We start from the raw sequence: 24303 nt of genomic DNA, 5'->3' as shown, positions 1-24303 counted from the left end.
AGGAAGCCGGCCTATTTGCGGCCCAGCCAGTTCTCGGGGTTGAGGTTGGAGCTGTTGCGCCACACCTGAAACTGCAGCTCCGAGGTGCCTTCCGAGTTGGTGTACACCGTGCCGATGCTCTGCCGCATCTTCACCTGCTGGCCCTCGGTCACATTCACCGTCCGCAGCTTGGCATACACGGTAAAGTACTCGCCGTGCTGGATCATGACGATGTTGTTCATGCCGGCAATGCTGGCCACGGTCAGCACCCGTCCGTCGAACACGGCCCGCACCGATTCTCCCGCTCCGGTCTGAATATCCACGCCCCGGTTTTCGACCACCACGTGCTTGAGAACGGGGTGGGGGTGGCGGCCAAAGTGCTGGGAAATAAAGCCCCGGCCTACCGGCCAGAGCAGGCGGCCACGGTTGTCGGAGAAAGACGACGACAGCACCGCCGTTTCCGGGGTCAGTGTCACGCGGTCCACGCGGGTGGCTTCGGACGCAGCGGCGTCCTCGGCCGCGGCGTTGCTGGCCGCCGTCCGCGAAGCCGACTCGGTACTGGGGCGGCTGGGCGTGTTGGCGCGGGCATTGGCAGCGGCGGCGGCCCGGGCGGCTTTGGCGGCGGCGGCGCGGGCCGCGGCCCGGGCAGCACGGGCAATTTCTTCCCGGACCCGCACGGCAATCAGGTTGTCGAGACGCTGCACGGCCTGCTGGCGGGCGGCCAGCTCCTGGCGCAGGCTCTCTTCCTGCTGGCTGAGCTTGGTAACGACCTGGTCCTGCTGGGTTTTCAGCGTGAGCAGGTTGCGGCTTTCCGAAATCTGCGTGGTCAGCAGCGAGCTTTTCTGCTTCTGCTTTTGGGTCAGGCCGGTGAGCTGCTGGCTGAGCTGCTGCTGGGTCTGGGTGATCTGGGCAGCCTGGGCCTTACGCACCTCCGAATACTGGCGGATGTACTGCAGCCGCAGCATAAACTGGTTGAACGACTCGGCTGCGAACAGGAACATGATGCGGTTGTAGCTGTTCGCCGTCTTCGAAGCGGTGTAAATCAGCTGGCTGTACTCGGCTTTCAGCTGCTCCAGGCTTTGCTTGGTCTGCTGCACCTGGGAGGCCGTCTGCACCACGTCCGACTCGATGTACTTCAGCTCCGACTCGATGTTGCGAATCACGCCCTGCTGCACCACCAGCTTTTCCTTGAGAGCGTTGAGCTGCCCGACCGAGGCCTGTTTCTGACGCTGGGTCTGCTCGAGGATGCGGCTGGTTTCCTGAATCCGGCGCAGCGTATTGCGCCGCTCCCGCTCTAGCTGCGCCTTGGTTTTGGTACTGGTACTGCTCCGGCGGGGGCGTCGCTGCTGGGCCTGGGGCACGCCTGTCTGCAGCAAAAGCAGAGCCGCCAGGGCCAGGGTCAGCCAGCGCCTACTTTTTGCGGGCATAGCCGGAAGGAACGGAGAACGGGAAAGTCAGGCGCTCCTTGTCAACCTCCACGTTGCGGTAGTTGATGGTGGCCGACGAGGTGGCGCCCTGGGGCGGCTTTACTTCCAGCTTGGTCAGGTGGGCAAAGGTCTGCTTGGTAGGTGCCAGGGGCTGAAAGTCGGAGTAGCTGACGGTCAGGTTGTTTTTCGACTGCTGGTCGTTCACGGTCAGCTTCTGCATCTTGCCCGGGGTCTGGGACACGAGCTGCTCAATCAGCAGGGCGGCCTGCTGGTACTGCACGCGCTTCACGTCGCCTTCGGTAGTAATGGTGGGCGTAACGTCGGTTGGGGCGGGCACGAAATCTCCAAGCAGCAGGGCCTGCAGCTGAGCAAAGTTGACGGGTACGTTAAGCTGCTGGCTGAGGTAGTTGAAGTTGCCGGCGTAGTACTCTTTCTGGAGCTTGTTCACGACCAGCACGGAATCCGGGGTGATGCGCGCCCGCACGCCCTCAATGCCGAACAGCGTGACCGACACCCAGATCAGGCTGTCCTTGCGCATGCGCAGGTTAATGTTAGCGTTCTGGTCGTTGCCCTGGAACTTGATCTGCGCCTTGCCTTTGGCCGACAGGTAGCGGAAGTCCAGGTTGCGGGCCCCGGCCATATCCGTTGTCTTCACAACCGCGTTCGACTGGGTGGGTACGGCCTTGCGGGTACAGCTCCCCAGCACCAAGGCACTTACTAGCAGGCCCAGCGAAACATACTTACTCATACAGCTTTTGGTCTTTGATCTTGCGGTCGATTAAGGGCGACGCACCCCCGATTTTCTTGGCCCGCTGCCACTCGGCCAGGGCTTTATCTTTTTCCCCCAGCTGAAACAGCACGTCACCATAATGCTCGATGATGGTGGCGTCGGTGCTCGTAACCAGGGCTTTTTCCAGATTCTGGCGGGCACCGGTGTAGTCTTTGAGCTGGAAAAGTACCCAGGCGTACGTATCGAGGTAGGTGGCGTTGTCGGGAAACTGCTTTACCAGCCGCCCGGCCATTTCCCGGGCCTTGTCCAGCTTCTCGCGCCGCAAGGACAGGAAGTAGCTGTAGTTGTTCAGCGCCTGGGCGTTGTTGGCATCGAAGGTCAGGGCTGCTTCGTAGGCGGCGTCCGACTTGCCGTGGTCCTTGAGCTCGTGGTAGGCGTCGCCGAGCTGGGTGTCAATCTGGGCCAGCAGCTCGGGGTTGTCCGTCGCCAGCTTGCGGCCGTACTCCAAAGCCTTCACGCCCCGGGCCGGCTGCTTGTTCAGAATCAATGCTACGCCGTTGTAGTACCACAGCGGAGCCTGGTTCGGAAACAGCTCCAGGGCCCGGTCGGTATGGCGCTGCAGGGAGTCGATGTCGTTAAGCTCGGCGTCAATCAAGACCACCTGCTGCCAGAGCTGAAACTTGGAGTTGTCGAGCCGGATAGCCTGCAGGTAGGTGGTGCGGGCCTGCTTCTTGCGGTCAGTTAGCACCTGAATATCGCCGGCTACCGAAAACGCCTTGGCTTCCTTGGGGTGGGTTTTGGTGGTGATGTCGGCCAGTTCCAGGGCGGTGGCGTTGAGCTTAGGGTTGGGCAGCTGCTTGATGTAGTCGACCAGGATGCGCACCTTCTCGTTGATGTCGAGGCTGGGGCTCTGGAACGCCAGCTTGATCTGCTTTTCCGACTCCGCGGTATTGCCCTGAATGCGGTACACGTCGGCCAGAATCATCCGGGCCTGGGGGTTGTCAGGATATTGGCGCAGGGCCTGCTCGGCCACGCGGATGGCGTCGGGCAGGCGGTTGTTGGTGGCGTACATCTCGGCCTGGGCCAGCACGTAGCGCACCTCGTCGGGGTTAGCGGCAATCAGCGACTCGCCTTCCTTGAGGGCTTTGTCGAGGTTGTTTTGCTTGAGGTAGATCTGCTGCTTCTTGAACGATACCTCATCCAGGGGTCCAAACTGCTTCTCGGCCTGCTCAAACGTAGCCAGCGCCTCATTCAGTTTGCCCTGGGCCATATACAGGTCAGCTAGGTTGAACAGGTAGTAGTTCGACTCCGGTACGTCCCGGATCAGGCTGGTATACACCTGCGCGGCCTGGTCGTACTGCTTCTGCGAGGTGTAGATCTGGGCCAGCAGCAGGTAGTAGTAGGCGTTCTTGGGCGCCAGCTTCACGGCCATCAGCCCGAAGTTGGTAGCGTCCTTGAGGTTGCCGCTGAGCAGGTTGGTTTCGGCAATCTTGTAGTTGATGGCCGCGTTGGTTGGGTTCAGGGCATAGGCCTTCAGCAGCCGCTCCAACGCCTTGTTGTAGTCTTCGAGCAGCACGTACTTGACGCCCTCCACGAAATAGGACTCGCTCATTTCCCGGTCCTTTTCCGACAGCGGGCGGGTTTGCTGCTGGGCACTTTCCAGCTCAGCCCGGCGGGCCAGCTCTTTCCGCTCGCGCCGGCTCAGCTTTTTGGGCTTGGCCGGGGCAACCGTCGGGGCGTCGGGCTTCGCGGCCGGAGCCTGGGCGTAGCCCGGACCGGCCAACACTCCCAGCGCAAGTAAGAGGAAAAGAAAACGACTCATGGGCGCAGTAGCGCGGGCCGCAGCCCGCTGGTCAAAAAGGAAACGCGAATAACGGAACCCCGCAAGTCGGGGCCCGCACTACTGGCTAACATCAGCAAGCCCGGTTTTGTCACACGCGCAGCGTATTGTAGTCGCCCAGGCTCAGGTCGTTAGGCGTGCTCGTGACCGTGGCATGGTTGCCGATCATCGAATTGGTCACGTTGGCGTGCAGCACTGTGGCTGACTGCTGCACAATCGAGTTGCTGATAACCGAGCTGCGCACGTCGGAATGGTCGCCGAGCGAAACGTGGGGCCCTACCACCGAGTCGGTGATGATGGCACCCTCGCCGATGTATACCGGCGGAATGATAACGGAGTTGGTAACCTTGGCCGACGACGATACCAGCTCCTCGCCCCGCTCCTGCAGGTATTCGAGGTAACGCTGGTTGGTGAACACGGTAGCGTCCTTGTTGCCGCAGTCGAGCCACTCGGTAACGCGGCCGGGCACGAACGTCGTGCCCTTGTTCTTCATATTTTCCAGGGCATTGGTGAGCTGGTACTCGCCTTTGTCCTTGATGTCATTGTCGAGCAGGTGCTGCAGCTCCTGGCGCAGGTACTCGCCGTCCTGAAAGTAGTAGATGCCGATGATGGCCAGGTCGGATACAAATTCCTGGGGCTTTTCCACGAAGTCGGTGATCTGGCCGGCTTCGTTGAGCTTCACCACGCCGAAGGGCTTGGGGTCATCGACGCGCTGCACCCAGATGGTGCCGGGCACGCTGGAATCGAGGGTGAAGTCGGCTTTGAAAAGGGTGTCGGCGAAGGCTACTACTACCGGGCCGCTCAGGGCCGACTGGGCGCACAGGATGGCGTGGGCGGTGCCCAGGGGCTCGTCCTGGTAGTGAATCGTGCCTTTGGCACCCACGGACTCGGCAATCTGAATCAGACTTTTCTCTACCGTCTCCCCGAAGCGGCCGATAATGAAGGCTACTTCGTCGACCTGCTCCCCACACACCTTGGCAATGTCTTCCACGAGGCGACGCACGATGGGCTTACCGGCAATAGGAATCAGGGGCTTGGGAATGGTAAGCGTGTGAGGGCGCATGCGTTTGCCCATGCCGGCCATCGGAACGATGATTTTCATAGAAGAAAAAGAAGCGTAGTGGAAAGGTAAAAGACGTGTTGAGGTTGAGAAAGAAGCAATTATCAGGATAAAGGTAGGCGGCCCGGCTTGAATCCTTGCCATTGCGGGCGTACGGCCCCGGTCCTGATACGCTCCATACGGAAAAAGCGGGCCCAGCAGTTGGGCAGGGCCCCGGGGCGCTAGCGGGTGCCGGTGCTGCCGTAGCCGCCGGCGCCCCGCAGGGTTTCGTCGAGTTCCTCGACCGGCTCCCAGCGTATGGTTTCGTGACGGGCTACGACCAGCTGGGCAATTCGCTCCCCGTCGACCACTTCAAACGGCTGGTCCGACAGGTTCACCAGCAGCACCTTCAGCTCCCCGCGGTAGTCGGCGTCGATGGTGCCGGGGCTGTTCACGATGCCGATGCCGTGCTTGTAGGCCAGGCCGCTGCGGGGCCGTACCTGCGCCTCGTAGCCCACCGGGATAGCCATGTACAGGCCGGTCGGTACGAGGGCCCGCTGCAACGGACGCAGCAGCAGGGGCTCATCCAGGTTGGCCCGCACGTCGAGGCCGGCGGCGTGGGCTGTCTGGTATGAGGGCAGGGGATGGCGGGAGCGGTTGATAACGGGAATCTGCATAGGAAGTGCGGCAACAACGGTTTTGCCCCGGGCAAAGATAGCAGCCGGCGCGGGCCATACCAGAAATCCTATGTTGCCGCCGGCCGAAAAGGTCAGGCTACGCGCAGGGGCTGCTCCCGCTTCACCCACTCCACCCAGAACACGAGGCCGGCAAACAGGGCACACAGCAGCAGGTGGAAAGCGTGGCGCAGCCAGTAGTCGGCCACCGGCACAAACCAGGCTACGGCCACCAGCCCGATGGCCACGACCAGCCAGAGGCTGAGTCGAAGCACAGGGTAAGGAACCGGGAAGTGAATGTTGCCCAGATACCAGCACACGGCCGCCATCATAAAGTAGCAGGCCAGGGTGGTCAGGGCGCTGCCCATGTAGCCCAGCAGCGGAATCAGCAGGAAGTTGAGGCTGATGGTCAGGGCCGCCCCACCGAAGCTGATGTAGGTGCCGAAGTAGGTTTTGTCGGTCAGCTTAAACCACACCGCCAGGTTGTAGTATACGCCCAGAAACAGGTTGGCCAGCAGCAGAATGGGCACAATGTCGAGCCCGGCGTGGTACTCGGGCCGGCCCAGCAGAAACCAGGCAAAGTCCTCAACGTTGACGCTGATAAAGACGAAGATAAACGTGCAGCATAGCGTAAACCACTTCAAAATCAGGGCAAACGTGGCCGGGGAGTTCTTGTCGGTGCTCTGGGCGAAGAAGAACGGTTCGGCCGCGTACCGGAACGCCTGAATGACCAGGGTCATGAACATGGCAAATTTGTAGCAGGCCCCGTATATGCCTACCGCCGTCATGTTCGACTGCCCCGGGTAGAAGTTTTCGGGCAGCCAGTACTTGAGCAGAGGCCGGTCCAGCGTTTCGTTTACCATGCCCGCCAGGCCCATAAACATCAGCGGGTAGGCATACTTCAGCATGGGCCGCAGCGCCGACAGGTCGAGCCGGAACCGGAAGTCGGTAAACTCCCGCCAGAGGAAGGGAATGTACAGGGCGTTGGCCACGAGGTTGGCCAGAAACACGTAGCCCACGCCCAGCCCGGGGTTGTAGATGCGGGCAATCAGCGGCTGCAGAATGGGGAGGTACTTGCCGGCCAGCACGTCGGGGCAGAGCACCACGAAAAACAGGTTCAGGCCCAGGTACACCAGCACGTTCAGAAACCGGACCCCGGCTACCTTCTTGGCGTTGTTTTCGAGCCGCAGCCGGGCAAACGGAATGGCCGTGGCGGCGTCGATGCCCAGAATCAGGGCCAGCCACACCAAGTAGCGGGCCTGGCTGGCGTCGTACTGCAGCACGTCGGCCAGGGGCTCGGCCGCCAGCATCATGCCCGCGCTGAGTAGGGTGCTGGTCAGCAGCAGCAGGCTGAACACCCGGTCGTAGAGCAGGCGCCGGTCGGCATCGGGACGGTTGGCGTACCGGAAGTAAGCCGTTTCCATCCCGAAGGTGAACAGGATGTTGAAAAAGGCAATGTAGGAGTACAGCTCCGTCACGATGCCGTACTCCTCGGCCGCGAACCGCCGGGTATACACCGTCACCAGCAAAAAGCTGAGCACACGCCCCACGATGCTGCTGATGCCATAAATGGCGGTCTGGCCAACCAGCTTTCTGGCAACGCTCATCCGTATTTAATTAGTAATTAAGAATTAGGAATTAGGAATTGAAGCTGCGGGTGCCGCAGCACCTCGGGCTTCAATTCCTGTTTTGCTGGCCTTTCGTCCATTCATTCGGTTTGGGTCGGTCCTGCCAATTCTTAATTACTAATTACTAATTATCAATTACTAATTCCCGCGGAACGCGGCGGGGCGTTTTTCCAGAAAGGCCTGGGTGCCTTCCTTGAAGTCCTCGGAGCTGAACAGGCGGCCAAAGGCGTTGGCCTCGGTCTGGTAGCCGTGCTTTTCCTTGTCGTAGTGGGCATTTACGGCGTCGATGATTAGTCCGAGCGCCAGCGGGGCCTTGGTCAGGATGCGGGCCAGCAGCTGTTGGCAGAAGGGCAGCAACTCGGCCTGGGGCACCACGTGGTTGACCAAACCCAGGCGCAGGGCTTCGTCCGCCTTGATCATGTCGGCCGTCATCAACAGCTCCAGGGCCTTGGCTTTGCCGATCAGCTGGGGCAGGCGCTGGGTGCCGCCGTAGCCCGGAATTAGGCCCAGGTTTACTTCGGGCTGTCCAAACCGGGCGTTGTCCGAAGCTACGCGCAGGTGGCAGGCCATAGCCAGCTCACAGCCGCCCCCCAGGGCAAAGCCGTTGACGGCGGCAATGACGGGCTTGGTGCTTTCCTCGATCATGCAGAAGGCTTCCTGCCCCTGCTCGGCGGCCCGGCGGCCCTTGTTTTCGTCGAGGGCGGCCAGCTCGGCAATGTCGGCCCCGGCTACAAACGCCTTTTCCCCGCTGCCGGTCAGGATAATGCCGCGCACGACCTGGTCGTCGAGGGCCTGCTGCATCACGCTGCGAATGTCCTCAATGGTGGCCGCGTTCAGCGCGTTGAGCTTGCTGGGGCGGTTCAGGGTGACGGTCAGGATGCCGGTAGTGGCGTCGAGGTCGGTAAGCAGGTTTTCGAAGGTAGTCATGCGAAGCGGGGCAGGTGGGAAAAACCAAACGGGCCCAAAGATAGCGCAAAACGGTTGCCCTGAATTCGCATCAGGAGCTGGGCGCACCCCCACGCGATTTGGAAGTTCGACCAAGGAATTGAATCATGCGTAATACCCTCCGCTGTTCTCTTTTTTTCCTTCACAACCGACGCATGGGCTTCGTATCCGAGTTCAAAGAGTTTATTTCCAAAGGCAACGTGCTCGACCTGGCGGTGGGCGTTATCATCGGTGCGGCCTTCGGCGGTATTGTCAAGTCATTGACCGACGACATCCTGATGCCCATTCTAAGCCTGTTCACCGGGGGCATTGACTTCAAGGAAAAGTTTGTGGCGCTGAACGGGCAGCATTATGCTTCGCTGAAAGCAGCCCAGGACGCCCAGGCGGCCACGCTGAACTACGGCAACTTCCTAACGGCAGTGATTTCCTTTCTGATCATTGCCTTCGTCATCTTCTGGGTTGTAAAAGTGGCAAACCGCTTCAAGAAGCCTATGAAAGTAACGCCCGTGGCGGAGCCCGGCCCTACGAAAGAGCAGGTGCTGCTGATGGAAATCCGCGACGCCCTGCGCGGACCGGCCCGCTAGGCCCGTAAACCAGCCTGGTGGTACGCCACGCGCATATTCTGCATCTTGCGCCATGACGCACTCTACTTCAGGCCTTATCTGGACCGGCATCCTGCTGGCCTTCTGGCTGCTGGCGGCGGCTCCGGCACTAGCTCAAACGCCCGAACCGGCTGCCGCTGCCGCGCCCGATACGGTGCAGGGCTGGCGCCGGGGTGGAACCGGTACCGTCAACTTCAGCCAGGTGAGTCTGAGCAACTGGGCCCCGGGCGGCGAAAGCTCCCTGTCCCTGCTGGCCCTGGGCAATGCCTTTGCCCACCACCGCAATGGTCACCGCACCTTCGATGCAAGCCTCGATGTAGTTTACGGCACGCTCAAGCCCGGCAAGGCCCGGGTACGCAAAAACGACGACCGGGTGGAGCTTAATGCCAAGTTTGGGCACCAGTTCACCAATACGCTGTACTACGCCGCCCAGCTCAACCTCAAAACCCAGCTCACGCCCACGTATTTTATTAACAAGCCCGATTCTCTGCTGTCCCGGTTTTTTGCCCCGGCCTTCGTGCTGGCCTCCCTCGGCATCGACTACAAGCCCAACGACCAGCTTTCGGTATTTGTGTCGCCGCTCACGGGCAAGTTTACCATCGTGGCCGACCAGCAGCTGGCCGATGTCGGGGCCTTTGGGGTGGAGCCGGCGCGGCGCGGGGCCGACGGGCAGCCGATTGCCGGAACCGGGCAGCTGTTTCGCAAAGAGTTGGGAGCGTACATCAACGCCCGCTACCGCCGCCCGGTGTTCGAGAACGTGACGCTGTTTACCAAGCTCGACCTGTTCAGCAACTACCTGCACCGCCCCGAAAATATCGACGTGAACTGGGAGACGCTGCTTAACCTCAAGGTCAACAAATTCATCAGCGCCAGCGTAGCTACAACCCTGGTGTACGACGATGATGTGCTGGTGCCCGTTGACAGAAACAGGGATGGGGTTCCGGACGCCCGGGGCCGCCGCATCCAGTTTAAGGAGGCGTTGGGTATAGGGTTGACTTACAAGTTCTAGGCCTGGTTTATCTAAACTTTTGAACTAACTTTGCCCGACCCCGGTTGCTGGCCTGACGACGCTGTATACAAGCTGCTTTTGCCCGGTAACTTTCTTTGCCACCCCACACCCCGCTGTTGTTTATGAAGAAGTTGTTTGCTGCTTCCCTGCTTACCGCTGCCAGCTTGCTGGCCCAGCACGCGGTTGCCCAGTCAGCGCCCGCGCCTTCCACCGAAGAGCAGGTCAAGCAAGCCAACAAAGCCGGTCTGCGCAAGCAGAAAAAAGCCTCTGCTGAGGACATTGCCCGTATGCAGCAGCGGATGAGCATGAACCCCGACGAGGTGAAGCGCGACCAGCAGATCGAGATTCTGGAGGCCCGTGCCGGCGGTGGTACCGGCAACACCAGCCTTGGCCGGGCGGCCGGGCCGGCCCGTCAGTATGAGAAGGGCTCCGGCGGCTTCACCGTCCGCAAGTTCAAAGATAAGCGCGGCACCGCCAGCCAGAAGCGCGGGGAATCCCGCCCCGCCCCTGGCATTAACCCGAAGGGCAAGCCGCTGAACCATAAAAAGAAACGGTTTCTGTTTTTCTAAGCCTCCGGGCTGGCAGAACCGCCAATAAAAAGCCCCGGCGCAGGACGCCGGGGCTTTTCGCATTTCCAGCCGCCACGAAGTCACCGTAACCGCCGCTGGGCTGAAAATGTCGCTGCTAGCCGCTAGCAGTACGAATCAACTTTCACCTTTTACAAATTCTACCCGCTGATTTAACGCATCAAGCCCGTCCGCCGTGTCGGTGCTCAGGGGTACCTTCTCACCCATGCCATTGGCTTTCAGACGCTGAATCGGGATGCCGGCCTGCACGAATGCGGCCCGGATAACCTCGGCGCGACGTTTACTTAGCGCCAGGTTGGCCACGGCGTCGCCTTCGAGCAGGCTGTGCACCTCAATGGTAAGCTTCATGCCGGGCCTGTCTTTCATCACTTTTACCAGGGACGAAATAACTGGTTGAGCGTCGGGCAGGAGGGTGGCCGTGCCCGGCTCAAACTGCATGCGGTACGACACAAAGCGGCCATCCGTAATCAGGCTGTTGTAGTAGGCTTCGGTTTTCTCCGTGAGCTTACGCTCCACGGCATCTTCAATCTTACGGGAAGCGGCCCGCTCGGCTGCTCGCTCTACGGCGGAGGTCAGGTAACCAAACTGAGCCTGGCTGGCCAGAGGAAGCAAAGCCAGCGCCCCGGCAAGGATAAATGCTGTTTTCATAGGGTGGGTGGAGAGGTGAAGGGAGAGCAAGGACGGCAACCCTGCCAGGCAAAAAAGCTGAAGGACGGGGTGCTGCTTGCCTACTGGTCAATTTTATATTTGATTGATGCAAAAATAAATAGTTGGGGAGCCGTTGTCAATCACACGATCATGTGACGGTAACCTAGTGCGCCCGGCAAACAAAAAGCCCCGTCTCGCAAGAGACGGGGCTTTCGGAAGGACAGCCTGTAAGACTACAGGGTCCGCTTTACTTCTTTCTCCTCGAATCCTTCGATGATGTCGCCTTCCTGCAGGTCGTTGAAGCCTTTCACCGAGATACCGCATTCGTAGCCCTGCCGTACTTCTGACACATCGTCCTTGTAGCGCTTCAGGGCCTGAATCTCGCCGGAGTGTTGCACGATACCGTTGCGTACCACCCGAACCCGGGTGTTGCGGGTAAACGAGCCGTCCGTTACCATACAGCCGGCAATGCTGCCCACCTTGGTGATGTTGAACACCATCCGGACCTCGGCATTGGCCACTATCGTTTCCTGCACCGTCGGGGCCAGCATGCCTTCCATGGCATCCTTTACTTCGTTGATGGCATTGTAGATAATGGAGTAGAGGCGGATATCAATCTGTTCAGCATCGGCCAGCTTGCGGGCGCTGAGCGAGGGCCGTACCTGAAAGCCGATGATGATGGCGTCGGAAGCCGAAGCCAGCAGCACGTCCGATTCGGAGATGGCACCCACACCCTTCGAGAGGATGTTGACCTTTACTTCCGGCGTGCTCAGCTTGAGCAGGGAGTCGGAAAGTGCTTCCACCGAGCCGTCCACGTCACCTTTCACAATCACGTTGAGCTCCTTGAACGAACCGATTGCCAGACGGCGGCCGATTTCATCCAGGGTGATGTGCTTCTTGGTGCGCATGCTCTGCTCGCGGGCCAGCTGCTGACGCTGGGTGGCCAGCTCGCGGGCTTCGCGCTCGGTATCCATCACCACGATCTTGTCGCCAGCCTGGGGAGCACCCGTCAGACCAAGTACCTGAACCGGGGTAGCCGGGCCGGCCTTCTTCATCTTCTTGCCGCGGTGGTCGGTCATGGCCTTTACGCGGCCATAGTGCGAGCCGGCCAGCACGATGTCGCCCACCTCCAGGGTACCGGCCTGCACCAGCACGGTGGTTACGTAGCCCCGGCCTTTGTCAAGCGAGGCTTCGATAACGGTACCTACGGCGTTGCGCTTGGGGTTTGCCTTCAGGTCGAGTAATTCGGCTTCGAGCAGAACTTTCTCGAGCAGGTCGTTGATACCCACGCCGGATTTGGCCGAAACCTCCTGCGACTGATACTTACCACCCCATTCCTCGACGAGTACGTTGATGGCCGACAGCTCTTCCCGCACTTTGTCGGGGTTAGCGCCGGGCTTGTCAATCTTGTTGAGGGCAATTACGATCGGAACACCAGCTGCCTGGGCGTGGTTGATGGCTTCCTTGGTCTGGGGCATCACCGAGTCGTCGGCCGCTACCACGATAATGGCGATGTCGGTGACCTTGGCACCACGGGCACGCATGGCGGTAAAGGCTTCGTGACCCGGCGTATCCAGGAAGGTCACCTTGCGGCCCGATTCCGTGGTTACGTCGTAGGCACCGATGTGCTGGGTGATACCACCGGCTTCGCCTTTGGCTACCGTCGCGTTGCGGATGTAGTCAAGCAGCGAGGTCTTGCCGTGGTCGACGTGACCCATGATGGTAACGATAGGCGCCCGGGGAGCCAGATCTTCTTCGTTTTCCTCGATGCCGAGGTCCACTTCTTCTTCTTCCGCCGACAGGAATTCCACGTCGTAGCCGAACTCGTCGGCAACTACCGTGATGGCTTCGGCATCGAGGCGCTGGTTGATGGACACGAACATGCCCATGTTAAGGCACACCTTGATTACCTCGTTCACGGATACGTCCATCAGCGAAGCCAGGTCATTGGCCGAGATGAACTCGGTTACTTTGAGGGTCTTGGCGTCCAGCTCGTTCTGAGCGCGCTGGGCTTCGCGGTCTTCGGCGCCACCGGCCCGCTTGTCGCGGCGGTATTTAGCGCGGTTGTTCTGGTTGCCACCCCGGCCGCCGCTGAGCTTGGCCAGCGTAGCCTTGATCTGCTCCTGAATCTGCTTGTCGTTCTGCTCGGGCGTAGCGGCCGGACGCGGAGCGCCGGGAGCACCCGGGCCGGGGCGCTGACCGGGGCCTCCCGGACGGGGACCACCGGGGCGGTTGCCCTGGTCCGGGCGCGGACCACCGGGGCGGGGCCCCTGACCGGCCTGACCCGTCTGGCCGGGACCCGAGGTAACAGGGCCGGGCAGGCGCTGACGCTTTTTCTTGGCATCGGGGCTCAGGCCGCTCTTCCGAACGTCGGAAGACGCCACGGGCCGGCGGTTGCCGGCACCACCCCGGCGGGAAGAGTCAAGCGGAAGCTCAATCTTACCCAGTACCGTCAGGCCTTTGAGTTGATCGGCTTTGGCGACAATAGTACCCGCGTCCTCCGCCGGAGCTCCCGCGTCGGGAGCATCAGCGGCCGGAGCGGCTGGCTCCGTAGCTACAGGAGCAGCAGCAACAGGAGCCACGGCCGGAGCCGGAGTTGGTTCGGGCTGAGGTGCCGGAGCCGGCTTCTCCGCTACCGGAACTGGGGCCTCAACCACCGGGGCCGGAGCAGGCTTCTCGGCCACCGGAACGGGCGCCGGAGCAGGCTCGGGGGCGGGAGCTGGCTGGGGAGCAGGGGCGGGGGCTGCCGGCTTGGCCGGTACGGGCCGGCCTTTGGCATCCAGCTCGATTTTGCCCAGCACCTTCAGGCCCGGCACCTTGGGAGTGCTGTCGGGCGCCGGAGCGGCGGGGGCAGAAACGGGCACGGCCGCAACCGGGGCGGGCTGCGGAGCAGGGGCCGCCGGCTGGGCCTCCTCAGCAGGCTTGGGGGCGGGAGCAGGGGCTGGGGTGGGCGCAGGAGCCGGGGCTGCTGCCTTGGGGGCAACGGGCTCTGGACGGCTCTGGGCCGCTTCCAACTCGCTCTGGCGCTTCGCCTGGCTTACGCGGGCGGCCTCCATTTTATCCTGGGCCGAAGAGGCAAACTCTTTCTCAAGCAAACCCACCTGTTCGGCAGTTAGCTTGGTAGTTGGCTTGTTTTCTACCTGATGCCCCTTTTTGGCCAAGGTTTCTACCACCGTGGCCATTCCGATATTCAGGTCTTTGGCTGCCTGTTGTAGCCTCTTGGATGATGCTTCCGCCATTCTGTGCTCGCGAACGATACTCGTATTCAGTTGCAAAGGTACTATATTAAATGATGCCGAACGGCGTTGAAATCATGCCATTCAGCACCATTTCAACGCCTTTGCCGGTCTCGCCGCGGCGCGCTCATTGCGCGTCTTCAGCTTTGATTTCTTCTTCCTGCTCCTCGTCGTCACCAAACTCCTGGCGGATGATGCGGAAAACGTCCTCGACGGTTTCCTCCTCCAGTTCAGTGCGACGCACGATGTCTTCTTTATTGACGGCCAGTACGGCCCGGCCGGTGTCGAGCCCGATCTTCTTGAGCTCGTTTAGCACCCAGGCCTCAATCTCGTCCTGGAACTCGTCCAGGGCGATGTCCTCGTCGTAGTCACCGGCTTCGCGGAACACGTCGATTTCCATGCCCACCAGCCGGGAGGCCAGCTTGATGTTGGCGCCGCCGCGGCCAATGGCCAGCGACACCTGATCGGGCTTGAGGAACACCGATACCCGACCGGTTTGTTCATTAATCTTCATCGAGCCGATTTTAGCCGGCGACAAAGCGCGCTGAATGTACAGTTCGAGGTTGTCGGTGTAGTTGATTACGTCGATGTTCTCGTTTTCCAGCTCCCGCACCACGGCGTGGATCCGGGAGCCTTTCATACCGACGCAGGCGCCCACCGGGTCGATGCGGTCGTCGTAGCTTTCAACGGCTACTTTGGCACGCTCACCGGGCTCGCGCACGATGTTCTTGATGGTGATAAGGCCATCGTAGATTTCCGGCACTTCCTGCTCGAACAGACGCTCCAAGAAAGCCGGCGCGGCGCGCGAGAGAATAATCTTGGGCGTGCCGTTGATGATTTCGACGCGGTGCACGACGGCCCGTACGGTGTCGCCCTTACGGTAGCGGTCTTTGGGGATCTGCTCGGCCTTGGGCAGCACCAGCTCGTTTTCTTCCTTGTCCAGGATCAGGGCCTCGCGGCTCCACACCTGGTACACCTCGCCGGCAATGATTTCGCCGACCATGTCCTTGTACTGCTGGTAGAGGTTATCCCGCTCCAGGTCCTTCACGCGCTGAATCAGCGTCTGGCGGGCCATGAGGACGGCGCGACGGCCGAAATCCTCCAGCTTCACCTCTTCGGCTACCTGCTCGCCCACCTCGAAGTCGGCTTCGATCTTCTTGGCTTCGGCCAGCGGAATTTTGTCGAAGTCCCAGATGTCCTCCGAGTCGTCGTCCACGATTTCGCGGTTGCGCCAGATTTCCAGGTCGCCTTTGTCCACGTTGATGATGACGTCGAAGTTCTCGTCAGTCGTGTACTTTTTGCGAATCATGGTCCGGAACACGTCCTCCAGGATGCTCATCATCGTGGGGCGGTCAATGTTCTTGGATCGGGCGAACTCGGCGAACGATTCGATCAGGACGTTGCTGGTCATGGCTTTAAGGCTGTTGGCTGCTGACTTTGGCCGGGCGCTGGTTAGGGCAGGCCCGGAGCCGGCAGACAGAGGTGGGGTGATAGGGAAAACAAAGAGCTGAAGGCTTGCGCCGCCAGCTCACGGCTTACTTAAAGGAGATAACAACCTTGGCCTGGTCGATGTCGGTGAACGGCACCAGCACGGCCGGCAGGATTTTCTTTTTGGTTTTTTCCTTGACTTCCTCGGCCAGTTGAATACCGTCGGCCTCGACGCCCTCGAGCAGACCGATCTTCTCGGTGCCGTCGGTCATCTTCAGCTTCAGGCTGCGGCCCACGTGGCGGGCATACTGACGGTTGTCGGTGAAGGGCTGGTCGGCTCCCGGGGAGGTTACTTCCAGCGAGTACATCGTGTCCTCACCGTAAGCCTCGTCGATGCGACGGGCCAGGCGGCGGCTGATTTTGGCGCACTCGTCGATGCCAACGCCCTGCTCGCCGTCGAGGATGACGGTGACTTTAGGCCGCACGGCGGAGTCGGAAACGGTGAGGCCAACGACAAACACATCTACCCCGGGCAGGCATTCCTGGAGCATTTCGATGAGGTGGGCGCGGTCAAAGTTCATGAGCGATGGACAAGGTGGCAAAAGAAAGAGGGGACAGCGTGTCCCCTCTTCTAGTTCAGTTTGCGGTGCAAAGATACGTCAAAATACTGCGCCACGCAAGGTCCGCAGCAAGAAGGCCCGGGCGGGCCGGTTCCGTTACCGCTTGATTTCCACCCAGCCCTTAACCGTGCGGCCTTCGGCATCGCGCAGCAGGTAGTAATACACCCCGTCGGCCAGCCCGGCGCCGTTCCAGTCATTCCGGTACTGCGCGGCCTCGAATACCTTGTTGCCCCAGCGGGAAAACACCTGCAGGCCGGCGGGGCAGCCGTTGGTAGCCACAAAGTATTCGTTCTTGCCGTCGCCGTTGGGGGTGATGATATTGGGCACCGGATACGCTTCGGTAACGGCTATAGCGGGCAAGTCAAGCTGAACGCTGCACAGCCCGTTGTTGAACGGTCGAATGACCCGGGGCGTATAGCGGCCCGGTGATGCATACACGTGGGTCACGTTGTTGCCCGTTCCCTGGCTGCCGTCGCCAAAGTCCCAGCGTACCGGCGAAAAGCTGTTGAAGGGGTCGGAGAAGCGGACGGTTAGCGGGGCCTGCCGGGCTTCGGCGCACAGGGCTGCCTCCCACTGGGCCGGAAACAGCGGGGGCGGGGCCACACTCACCCGCCGAACCGCAGTAGTCGTGCAGCCGCCGGTCGTAACGCTGTAGGTGAGCGTGACCAGGCCGGTAAACCCGGCCGGGGGCGTAAACACCCCGGCGCTGGTAACGTTGGGTCCCGACCAGGTGCCACCCGCCGGTGCTGCCCGCAGCCGGAATGGCTGCGTAACGCCCGGACACAATACCGTATCGGGCGGCATGCTGATAACCGCCGGGCTGCTGACGGTGACAGGCACGGTGCCGGTTTGGTCGCAGATGCCAAAGCCGGTGCGGTAGCTGAGCGTGAAGGTGCCGGCCGGGGCGGCAGCGGGGGTAAACGTGTAGCCCGCAAAGCCGCTCTGCACCCCGGGCCCCGACCAGATGGCGCCCGCCGTCAGGGGAACCGGGGTGGTGCTGGCGCGGCAGAAGGTTGGCAGCACCGGCGGCGTGAAGTTGGGCGCTTGCAAGACCTGGGCGAAAAGCGTAGCAGCACTCGTGCAGCCCTCGGCGCCCGTGGCCGTGTAGGTGAGCGTGAAGCTGCCGACTTGCGCGGGCGTAAACACAAATCCGCTTCCCGAGGTACCCGATACGCCGGGGCCGCTCCATACGCCGCCGGTCGGGGTGCCACCCAGCGTAACCGGAGCGCCGTTGGTGCACGCCGTAATATTTGGCCCAGCCACTGCCCGAATGACCGTAACCTGCTTGGTAGCCTGCAGGGTACAGTCATTGGCATTCACCGTGTAGGTCAGCACATGGGTGCCGGGTCCGGCAACCGAGGGGTTGAACAGCGTGCCGGTCACGCCGGGGCCAGAAAAAGTACCGCCGGCCGGCGTAGCAGTCAGCGTAACGCCGGGCGTAACGGTGCTGATGCAGTAGGAAGATTGGGTTGGGGTCAGAAAAGCTGCCGTGGGAGTAGGAACCACTGTCAGGCGCAGCGTGGATACCCCGCCACAAGGCCCAAAACCGCTAACGGTGTAGGTGAGGGTCTGCACGCCCAGCAGGGCCGGAGTGGGGGTAAAGACAAAGCCAGCCGCTACGGAGCCCGATACGCCCGGCCCGGTCCAGACGCCGCCGGCGGGAGAGCCGGTCAACGGAACGGGATTGGCCTCGCACACTGTCCGGTCGGTGCCAGCAGTAACGGTGACGGTTTCAAAGTTGAACTTGAACGCCACGTTGTTACACTCCTGACCGTTGCCTGAAACCCGGGAATAGGTGTTGGCTCCGGGCGGAACCGGAAAGCTGGCGCTGCCCGTGGAGGAACAGGCGCAAACGGCCTGATACACGTAGCCCCGCGGGTCGAAGCGGGAGGTGCCCCCGTCCACATGGTCGCCGATGCCACCCGTCTGGCCCAGATACGAGGCATAGTCAAGACGGGCGGCATCGGGGGCGAGCTGCAGCAGGTAGAAGTCGTCACCGTCGGTGGTGCGCTGCGCGGCATTGGCAGTAGTTGGCAGGTTGATGGCTGTGCTATTGCTAAAGGGCGGTTGCCCGTTTTCGCCCCCGCCCCAGCCGCTCACGTAGATGCGGTTGCACTGGTCGACCAGAAAGGCGGTAGGCGAAATGTCAATCAAGGGCCGTCCACTGCCGAACACGGTGGAAAAGGCCGTCGTGGTAAGATCCGGGTCCAGCTTATGGATAAACTGCCGACTGTTGGGGTTCTGATACACATTGGGAGTGACCGGATAGCTACCCAGGCTCTGCCCCAGCACGTACACCTGCCCCGCCGCGTCGAGCTGCAGAAAGTAGCCTTGGTCGAAGTCCGGTGTGCCCAGGTAGGTGGCCTTCTGGATCAGGTTGCCCGCGCCGCTAAGCCGGGCCACGAAGCCGTCGACGCCGCCCCGGGCAGCCGGGTGGAGCGTCCCGGGCGTTGTGGGAAAGTTGGTGCTCGTGGTGCCGCCGCTCACGTACACGCTGCCTTGCCCGTCCAGCTGAAGCGAATACGCCGCATCGGACCCGGAGCCGCCCAGAAAGCTGCTCCAGATCAGGGTGCTGGCAGTGGGGTCCAGCTTGCAGACGACGGCATCCTGGGTGCCGCCCCGGTACGAGCCGCCCAGCCCGTTGGTGATGGGGAAGTTTGGGGAAGCCGTATTCGACGCCAGGTAGATATTGTCGGCCGCATCAAGCAGGATGTCGCCGCGAAAAGCGTCGCCATAATTGCGGACGAGGGGAGTAAGCCCGGGTGGCATCAGGCCATCGTTGGCGGAACCACCCAGGAAGGTAGAGCCTAGCAGCGTACTGCCATTGGCACTCAGGCGCGTCACCACCAGGTCGGAGCCGCCGGGCAGATCATACGGCGGTCCAAACCCAAACGGGTCGATGCCGGTGCCACCGTTAAAGGACCGGTCAAACGCCGTAGCGGAAGTAGGGTAGTTGGTGGAGGAAGTAGTGCCAAGCAGGAAAAGGTCGCCCTGGCTGCCGATTACCAGGCTATGAGGAAAATCGGCCTGGGCGCCTCCTATATAGGTTGCCCAGGCCCGGGCGGCCGGGCCCGTGGCAGCGGTATTGTACTTGATGATGCCAATGTCCATTACGCCGCCGAACGTGGTGCGGAAGGCGCCGGGGGTGGCCGGGTAGCCGGCCCCGAACACAATGCCGCCCGAGTACATGTTGCCCTGGGCGTCGTACGTCGCGGTGAAGCCCCAGTTCGAGGCGGTGGAACCGGTGTAGCTGGAAAAAACGATGGTAGGGTCGATGGTAAGCGGCAGCTGCCGGTTGTACGCCCCCAGGGCAAAGCCGACGGTCTGCCCGTCGAGCACATAGGAGCACGCCACTGCCTGGCGGCGGCCGGACGCATCCGTCTGCCAGGCCCGGGGAGGCAGCTCGCGCAACACCCCCACCGACGTTTGGATTTCCAGGCTGCCTTCGGGAGTCAGCTTCAGGCCATCCGCTCCGGCGTACTGCAGCCGGATGCTGCCCGGCTCGGTGCGGGGAGCCAGCTCGAAGTCGTATTCCAGCTGCTGCCGCTGATTTTCGTAAAAGTGGGCGCCGATACCCGGCCAGATATCGGCATAGCGCACCTGGCGGAAGCCGGGTACTGCCCGGGCCCAGTGCTGCGGGTCGTTGCCGCGCAGGTAGTTGCGCACCTCCGCCGTCTGGTTTGCCGCGCTGAGGGCCGGTTGTTTACGACCGTTAACGAACGTGACCCGCACCGCGTGGGCTTTCAGCTCCGTGGTAGCGTCCGGCATGGCAGCGGCCTGGTGGCCGTGGGGCACGGCCGACAGCAGAGAGTACGTAAGTCCGCTGGGTTCCAGAAACAGTCGTCCTCCTTTAAAATCAGCCGTGTACTGAACGGGAGCCGGCCATTGCCCCAGGTTCCGGATAAACTCCAGGCTCGGCTCGGCCGCCGGCCCGGATTGGGCCAGTGCCGGGATGCGGCAAAGGGCTCCGAGCAGGGCTCCATAAAGTAGCTTTCTAAGCATAGATGCTTTAATTATTTGTTGATAGCAGTCAATTCCAATCAAATGTAGTCTTCAACCAGGCGAGGCGGACCGGAACCCGAAAAATAAAAGCGCCCCACCCTGTTAAGGGAGTGGGGCGCCTGGCACCGATGCTAACGGGTTTACCGCTTGATTTCCACCCAGCCTTTCACCGAACGGCCTTCGGCATCGCGCAGCAGGTAGTAATACACCCCGTCGGCGAGGGTGGCATTGCTGTCGTTGGGTTCGGTGCCAGAGGTACCCCGCCAGTTGTTGCGGTAGTTATCGGTTTCGAAAACCTTGGCGCCCCAGCGGTTGAAGACCTGCAGCCGGGCGGGCTGGCAGCTGAAGTGGGGAATGAAAGCGTCGTTCTTGCCGTCGCCGTTGGGGGTGATGATGTTGGGCACGAATACCTCGCCCACTTCCACCGGAGCAAACTGCGTCACCACCACGCAGTTGGCGTAGCGGGCCGTGAGCCTGACGCGGTAAGAGCCGGCTTCGGGGTAGACGTGGGTCGGGGAGACTTCGGAGGACGTGTTGCCGTCGCCGAATTCCCACTGGTACGTTCCGCCCGGCAGGATGGGCTCGAACTGCACGGTGAGCGGAGCCAGGCCGGTGTACTCCGGTGCCGATTCGCACACGGGAATGTTCAGGCCGGCGTTGGAGCCCGAAACCGGAGCCAGCAGGATTTGCTTGGTATCGGAGTTTTCACAGCCCAGCTGGGAATAGGAGTAGCGAAGCGTGATGATAGCGCCCCGCCCGCCCGTGGGGGGAGGCGTAAATAGTCCCCCGGCCGTAACCCCCGTGCCGCTCCAGGTGCCCCCGGCAGGCGAGGCCCGGGCCAGCTGGAATGGTTTGGTCTGATCGGCGCAGAGCACGGTATCCGGTCCCGCCGACACGACTGGCAGCGGGTTGATAACCACCGTCTGGGTCGCGACGCTGCAGCTGAGCGTATCGGAGAGGGTGTACGTAAGCGTGTGGCTGCCCACGCCGGCCAGCACCGGGTCGAAGGTGGTGCCCCTCACGCCGGGGCCGCTGAAGGTGCCCCCGGCCGGCGTGGCCGTGAGCGTGACGCTGTTGCCGTTCTGGCACAGCACCGGCACCGTTCCGAAGTTGATAGTGGCCGGCACGGCTGGCGTAACGGTTACCCGCAGGGGCCGGGTGCTGATGCAGGTACCGGTGGTATTGACGCTGTAGGTAAGGGTGTTGCGGCCCATCAGACCCGCGGTGGGCGTAAACAGGTAGCCTCCTCCAGGCACTGCCGTCACGCCGGGCCCGCTCCAGACGCCACCGGCCGGGGAGCCGCCGAGCAGAATCGGGCCGCTGTTTACGCACACGTAGCGGGCCGGGCCGGGGTTAGCGATGCTGCTTTGAAAGTCAATCTTGAAGGCGGCGTTGTTGCAGTTCGAGCTGCCGTTGCGGGTAGTGTAGGAGCCCGCGTCGGGAGGAAAGGGGAAGGATGAGGAGCTCCCGCAGCCCCCGCACACAGCCTGGTAGACAATACCACGCTTGTCGAACCGGCTGGTACCCCCGTCGACGTGCTCCCCCACCGGCCCCTGCCCCCCGAAGAAGGTGGCGTACTGCAGGGCGGTGGCTCCGGCGGTGAACTGCGCCAGGTAAAAGTCAGCGCCATCGGTTGAGGTCTGCAGGGCTCCGGCCGTGACGGGCAGGTTGTTGGTCGTGCCTTCGTAGTTGACTTCCCCGCCCCAGCCGCAGGCGTAGATCCGCTCACAGTCGTCGACCAGAAAAGCGGACAGGGAAATGTCGGGAGCGGCGGAGCGGCCACTGCCGAACACGGTGGAGTAGATGCTGCTGCCGAGCGTAGGCGTGAGCTTGTGAATAAACTGCCGGCCGTTGGTTACCGAAAACAGCCCGGGCGTAATGGGGTAGCTGCCCCGGGTCTGCCCGAGCAGGTACACGTTGCTGGCCGCGTCGAGCTGAAGAAAATACGCCTGATCAGCGCTGGGCGTACCCAGGTAGGTGGCCTGCTGCAGGACCGAGCCACTGGCGCTGATGTGGGCCACGAAGCCGTCGATGCCGCCCTGGCTGGCGGAGCGGTAGCTGCCGGGCGTAGCCGGGAAGTTAGCACTGGTAGTACCTCCGCACACGTACACGCTCCGGCCGGCATCAATCTGAATGGAATACGCCGCATCCGCCCCCGAGCCACCCAGATAGGAGCCCCACAGCAGGCTGGTCAGCCCGGCCGAAAGCTTGCATACGACGGCATCGGTGGCCCCGCCCCGGTTGGTGGTGGAAAAGCCTCCGGACGTGGGAAAGTTGAAGCTGTTCGTGCAGGAAGCCACGTACACGTTGTTGTCGCCATCGGTAATGATGTCGCCGCGGAACTGGTCGCCGTAGTTCTGCACCAGCGACACACCCCCGGTCAGCTGAACCCCGTCGTTGCCGGCTCCGCCAAGAAAGGTGGAGCCCAGAAGCTGGTTGCCGGCCACGCTGAGCTTGCTGATAATCATATCCGACCCGTTGGGATAAGGCAGGCCCGAAAGCGGCTCCACGTTGGTGCCCCCGTTAAAGGTGCCGTCAAAGGCCCCGCTGGTAATCGGATAGTTGGTCGAACCGGTGGAGCCCAGGACCAGCAGCTCGCCCTGGTTGTTGACCACCATGCTGTGGGGGGCATCCGTGCTGCTGCCGCCCAGGTAAGTGGCCCAGAGTCGCGCGCCCCCGCCGGTTACGGTGGTGTTGTATTTCATGATGGCGATGTCGACGCCTCCGTTGTAGGTCACGTCGAAGGCCCCGCCGGTAACCGGGAAGCCGGCCTCAAACACGACCCCGCCGGTGTACATGTTGCCCAGCTCGTCGTACGTGGCCGTGAACCCCCAGTTATCGACGCTGGAGCCGGTAAACGACGAGAAAACGACGGTTGGGTCGATGACGAGAGGCAGGCGACGGTTGTAGCGGCCCAGCTGGAACGACACCACGTTACCGGAAAGCACAAAGGTGCATGGCACGCTGCGGCGCTGTCCGTTGATGGTCTGCCAGGCTTTTGGTGCCAGCTCCCGCACCTGCCCCACGCTGGTCTGGAGCAGCAGCCGGCCTTCTTCCAGACGAAGCTGGTCGAGGCCGTCGTAGCGCAGGCGGATGGTCTCGGGCAGGGCACCGGGCCGCAGCAGAAAGTCGTATTCCAGCTGCTGGTCCTGGTTTTCGTACAGGTGCACCCCGATGCCCGGGTATACATCCTGGTAGGTTACCTGGCGGTAGCCGCGCACATCCCGGGCCCAGTGTGCAGGGTCGTTGCCCACAAAGTAGTTGCGGGTGGCGGAAGTTGGCTCGGCCGGCAGGAACCCGGGAGCCGGCTGCCCGCCTTCGAAGGTCACGGTATAGGCATGAGCCCGCAGGCGGTCAGCTACCTTTTTCAGCTTGTGGTTGTGATGGTCGCGCAGGGCGGCCGGGTCCACGAACTGGTAGGTGAAGCCGGTGTTGCGCAGAAACAGCTGTCCGGCGGGCAAATCGGCCTTGAAGCGCACTTGCTTGTTCCACTGGCCCCGGTTTTCCACAAACTCCAGGCTGGGGTTGGCCGCTGGCGAATCAGACCCGTGCGCACGGGCTGCTTCACTGAAAATCAGCGGCAGCAGCAGGCAAAGGCAGCGAACAAGAGAAGGTATAGTCATCACTACAAAGATAAGATCTGAGCGGGGTGGAAGGGGAGGGCTACCAGATGGATGCGGATTTCCCGGCGAAGGTTGCCGATGAAGAGCAGGAAGCAGAAACAACCTGGGCCGGCACCCTGCTATAAGTTACGGTTTCACCTGCATCCATCCTTTGGCGGCTCTTCCATCGCTGGTTTTGAGCAGGTAGTAGTAGGCCCCCTCAGGCAGGCCCTTGGCATCCCAGTCATTGTGGTAGTCGGCCCTGTAGAACACGCGCTGGCCCCAGCGCGAGTACACGCTCAGCTCG

Annotated in this window: 17 protein-coding genes; 3 read left to right on the top strand and 14 right to left on the bottom strand. The window is 61.9% G+C overall.

Annotation, left to right across the window (positions count from 1 at the left end; all coding sequences use genetic code 11):
- Positions 1–11: 11 nt before the first annotated feature.
- From LJY25_RS12255 to LJY25_RS12225, 7 genes are all read right to left on the bottom strand, one after another.
- Entirely contained in the window at positions 12–1406 is a 1395-nt protein-coding gene (locus LJY25_RS12255; RefSeq protein ID WP_227608638.1) for a murein hydrolase activator EnvC family protein, read from the bottom strand.
- Positions 1390–2154, bottom strand: a complete 765-nt coding sequence (locus tag LJY25_RS12250) for a DUF4292 domain-containing protein (RefSeq protein ID WP_227608637.1) — start codon at positions 2152–2154, stop codon at positions 1390–1392. The genes LJY25_RS12255 and LJY25_RS12250 overlap by 17 nt, the downstream gene beginning before the upstream one ends.
- Positions 2147–3958 (bottom strand): tetratricopeptide repeat protein, encoded by a 1812-nt coding sequence (locus tag LJY25_RS12245; RefSeq protein ID WP_227608636.1) that lies wholly within the window; start codon positions 3956–3958, stop codon positions 2147–2149. Before LJY25_RS12245 ends, LJY25_RS12250 begins: the two co-directional genes overlap by 8 nt.
- A 109-nt stretch (positions 3959–4067) precedes the next feature.
- The gene (locus tag LJY25_RS12240) at positions 4068–5078 is read right to left on the bottom strand and encodes a sugar phosphate nucleotidyltransferase (protein ID WP_227608635.1); all 1011 of its coding nucleotides are present in this window, start codon (positions 5076–5078) and stop codon (positions 4068–4070) included.
- 179 nt (positions 5079–5257) lie between these two features.
- Positions 5258–5692 (bottom strand): dUTP diphosphatase, encoded by a 435-nt coding sequence (gene dut, locus LJY25_RS12235; RefSeq protein WP_227608634.1) that lies wholly within the window; start codon positions 5690–5692, stop codon positions 5258–5260.
- A gap of 92 nt (positions 5693–5784) precedes the next feature.
- Positions 5785–7296, bottom strand: coding sequence for a lipopolysaccharide biosynthesis protein (locus LJY25_RS12230; RefSeq protein ID WP_227608633.1), 1512 nt, complete (start codon positions 7294–7296; stop codon positions 5785–5787).
- Between the two features lie 159 nt (positions 7297–7455).
- Complete coding sequence (locus tag LJY25_RS12225; RefSeq protein ID WP_227608632.1) at positions 7456–8244, bottom strand: enoyl-CoA hydratase/isomerase family protein; 789 nt, start codon at positions 8242–8244, stop codon at positions 7456–7458.
- 173 nt (positions 8245–8417) lie between these two features.
- Here LJY25_RS12225 and mscL point away from each other — a divergent pair, with 173 nt between their 5' ends.
- From mscL to LJY25_RS12210, 3 genes are all read left to right on the top strand, one after another.
- Complete coding sequence (mscL, locus tag LJY25_RS12220; RefSeq protein WP_227608631.1) at positions 8418–8846, top strand: large conductance mechanosensitive channel protein MscL; 429 nt, start codon at positions 8418–8420, stop codon at positions 8844–8846.
- 52 nt (positions 8847–8898) lie between these two features.
- The gene (locus tag LJY25_RS12215; protein ID WP_227608630.1) at positions 8899–9873 is read left to right on the top strand and encodes a DUF3078 domain-containing protein; all 975 of its coding nucleotides are present in this window, start codon (positions 8899–8901) and stop codon (positions 9871–9873) included.
- 122 nt (positions 9874–9995) lie between these two features.
- Positions 9996–10442, top strand: a complete 447-nt coding sequence (locus tag LJY25_RS12210) for a hypothetical protein (protein ID WP_227608629.1) — start codon at positions 9996–9998, stop codon at positions 10440–10442.
- 135 nt (positions 10443–10577) lie between these two features.
- On the opposite strand, the gene LJY25_RS12205 is transcribed toward LJY25_RS12210, so the two are convergent.
- From LJY25_RS12205 to LJY25_RS21445, 7 genes are all read right to left on the bottom strand, one after another.
- Positions 10578–11108, bottom strand: a complete 531-nt coding sequence (locus tag LJY25_RS12205; RefSeq protein WP_227608628.1) for an OmpA family protein — start codon at positions 11106–11108, stop codon at positions 10578–10580.
- 233 nt (positions 11109–11341) lie between these two features.
- A complete protein-coding gene (infB, locus tag LJY25_RS12200; protein ID WP_227608627.1) occupies positions 11342–14347 on the bottom strand; it encodes a translation initiation factor IF-2 in 3006 nt (1001 codons plus the stop codon).
- A gap of 124 nt (positions 14348–14471) precedes the next feature.
- Positions 14472–15755 carry a transcription termination factor NusA gene (gene nusA, locus LJY25_RS12195; protein WP_227608626.1) on the bottom strand — a complete coding sequence of 428 codons (1284 nt, stop codon included), beginning with the start codon at positions 15753–15755 and terminating at the stop codon, positions 14472–14474.
- Positions 15756–15879: 124 nt separating this feature from the next.
- On the bottom strand, positions 15880–16353 hold the full coding sequence (locus tag LJY25_RS12190) for a ribosome maturation factor RimP (RefSeq protein ID WP_227608625.1): 474 nt from the start codon (positions 16351–16353) through the stop codon (positions 15880–15882).
- Between the two features lie 135 nt (positions 16354–16488).
- Positions 16489–20394: a DUF7948 domain-containing protein gene (locus LJY25_RS12185; protein WP_227608624.1), complete on the bottom strand. Its 3906-nt coding sequence runs from the start codon at positions 20392–20394 to the stop codon at positions 16489–16491.
- Positions 20395–20534: 140 nt separating this feature from the next.
- Positions 20535–24017 (bottom strand): DUF7948 domain-containing protein, encoded by a 3483-nt coding sequence (locus LJY25_RS12180; RefSeq protein WP_227608623.1) that lies wholly within the window; start codon positions 24015–24017, stop codon positions 20535–20537.
- A gap of 126 nt (positions 24018–24143) precedes the next feature.
- Positions 24144–24293, bottom strand: coding sequence for a T9SS type B sorting domain-containing protein (locus LJY25_RS21445; RefSeq protein ID WP_227608898.1), 150 nt, complete (start codon positions 24291–24293; stop codon positions 24144–24146).
- Positions 24294–24303: the final 10 nt, after the last annotated feature.

It is taken from the genome of Hymenobacter translucens (assembly GCF_020685205.1).
Classification (GTDB): domain Bacteria; phylum Bacteroidota; class Bacteroidia; order Cytophagales; family Hymenobacteraceae; genus Hymenobacter; species Hymenobacter translucens.
This window is presented reverse-complemented; position numbering and strand designations above follow the sequence as displayed.

What these genes read in the sequence shown, in the direction of transcription:
- LJY25_RS12255 (WP_227608638.1), bottom strand. Translation starts at nt 1,406, where the DNA reads ATGCCCGCAAAAAGTAGGCGCTGGCTGACCCTGGCCCTGGCGGCTCTG.
- LJY25_RS12250 (WP_227608637.1), bottom strand. Translation starts at nt 2,154, where the DNA reads ATGAGTAAGTATGTTTCGCTGGGCCTGCTAGTAAGTGCCTTGGTGCTG.
- LJY25_RS12245 (WP_227608636.1), bottom strand. Translation starts at nt 3,958, where the DNA reads ATGAGTCGTTTTCTTTTCCTCTTACTTGCGCTGGGAGTGTTGGCCGGT.
- LJY25_RS12240 (WP_227608635.1), bottom strand. Translation starts at nt 5,078, where the DNA reads ATGAAAATCATCGTTCCGATGGCCGGCATGGGCAAACGCATGCGCCCT.
- dut (WP_227608634.1), bottom strand. Translation starts at nt 5,692, where the DNA reads ATGCAGATTCCCGTTATCAACCGCTCCCGCCATCCCCTGCCCTCATAC.
- LJY25_RS12230 (WP_227608633.1), bottom strand. Translation starts at nt 7,296, where the DNA reads ATGAGCGTTGCCAGAAAGCTGGTTGGCCAGACCGCCATTTATGGCATC.
- LJY25_RS12225 (WP_227608632.1), bottom strand. Translation starts at nt 8,244, where the DNA reads ATGACTACCTTCGAAAACCTGCTTACCGACCTCGACGCCACTACCGGC.
- mscL (WP_227608631.1), top strand. Translation starts at nt 8,418, where the DNA reads ATGGGCTTCGTATCCGAGTTCAAAGAGTTTATTTCCAAAGGCAACGTG.
- LJY25_RS12215 (WP_227608630.1), top strand. Translation starts at nt 8,899, where the DNA reads ATGACGCACTCTACTTCAGGCCTTATCTGGACCGGCATCCTGCTGGCC.
- LJY25_RS12210 (WP_227608629.1), top strand. Translation starts at nt 9,996, where the DNA reads ATGAAGAAGTTGTTTGCTGCTTCCCTGCTTACCGCTGCCAGCTTGCTG.
- LJY25_RS12205 (WP_227608628.1), bottom strand. Translation starts at nt 11,108, where the DNA reads ATGAAAACAGCATTTATCCTTGCCGGGGCGCTGGCTTTGCTTCCTCTG.
- infB (WP_227608627.1), bottom strand. Translation starts at nt 14,347, where the DNA reads ATGGCGGAAGCATCATCCAAGAGGCTACAACAGGCAGCCAAAGACCTG.
- nusA (WP_227608626.1), bottom strand. Translation starts at nt 15,755, where the DNA reads ATGACCAGCAACGTCCTGATCGAATCGTTCGCCGAGTTCGCCCGATCC.
- LJY25_RS12190 (WP_227608625.1), bottom strand. Translation starts at nt 16,353, where the DNA reads ATGAACTTTGACCGCGCCCACCTCATCGAAATGCTCCAGGAATGCCTG.
- LJY25_RS12185 (WP_227608624.1), bottom strand. Translation starts at nt 20,394, where the DNA reads ATGCTTAGAAAGCTACTTTATGGAGCCCTGCTCGGAGCCCTTTGCCGC.
- LJY25_RS12180 (WP_227608623.1), bottom strand. Translation starts at nt 24,017, where the DNA reads ATGACTATACCTTCTCTTGTTCGCTGCCTTTGCCTGCTGCTGCCGCTG.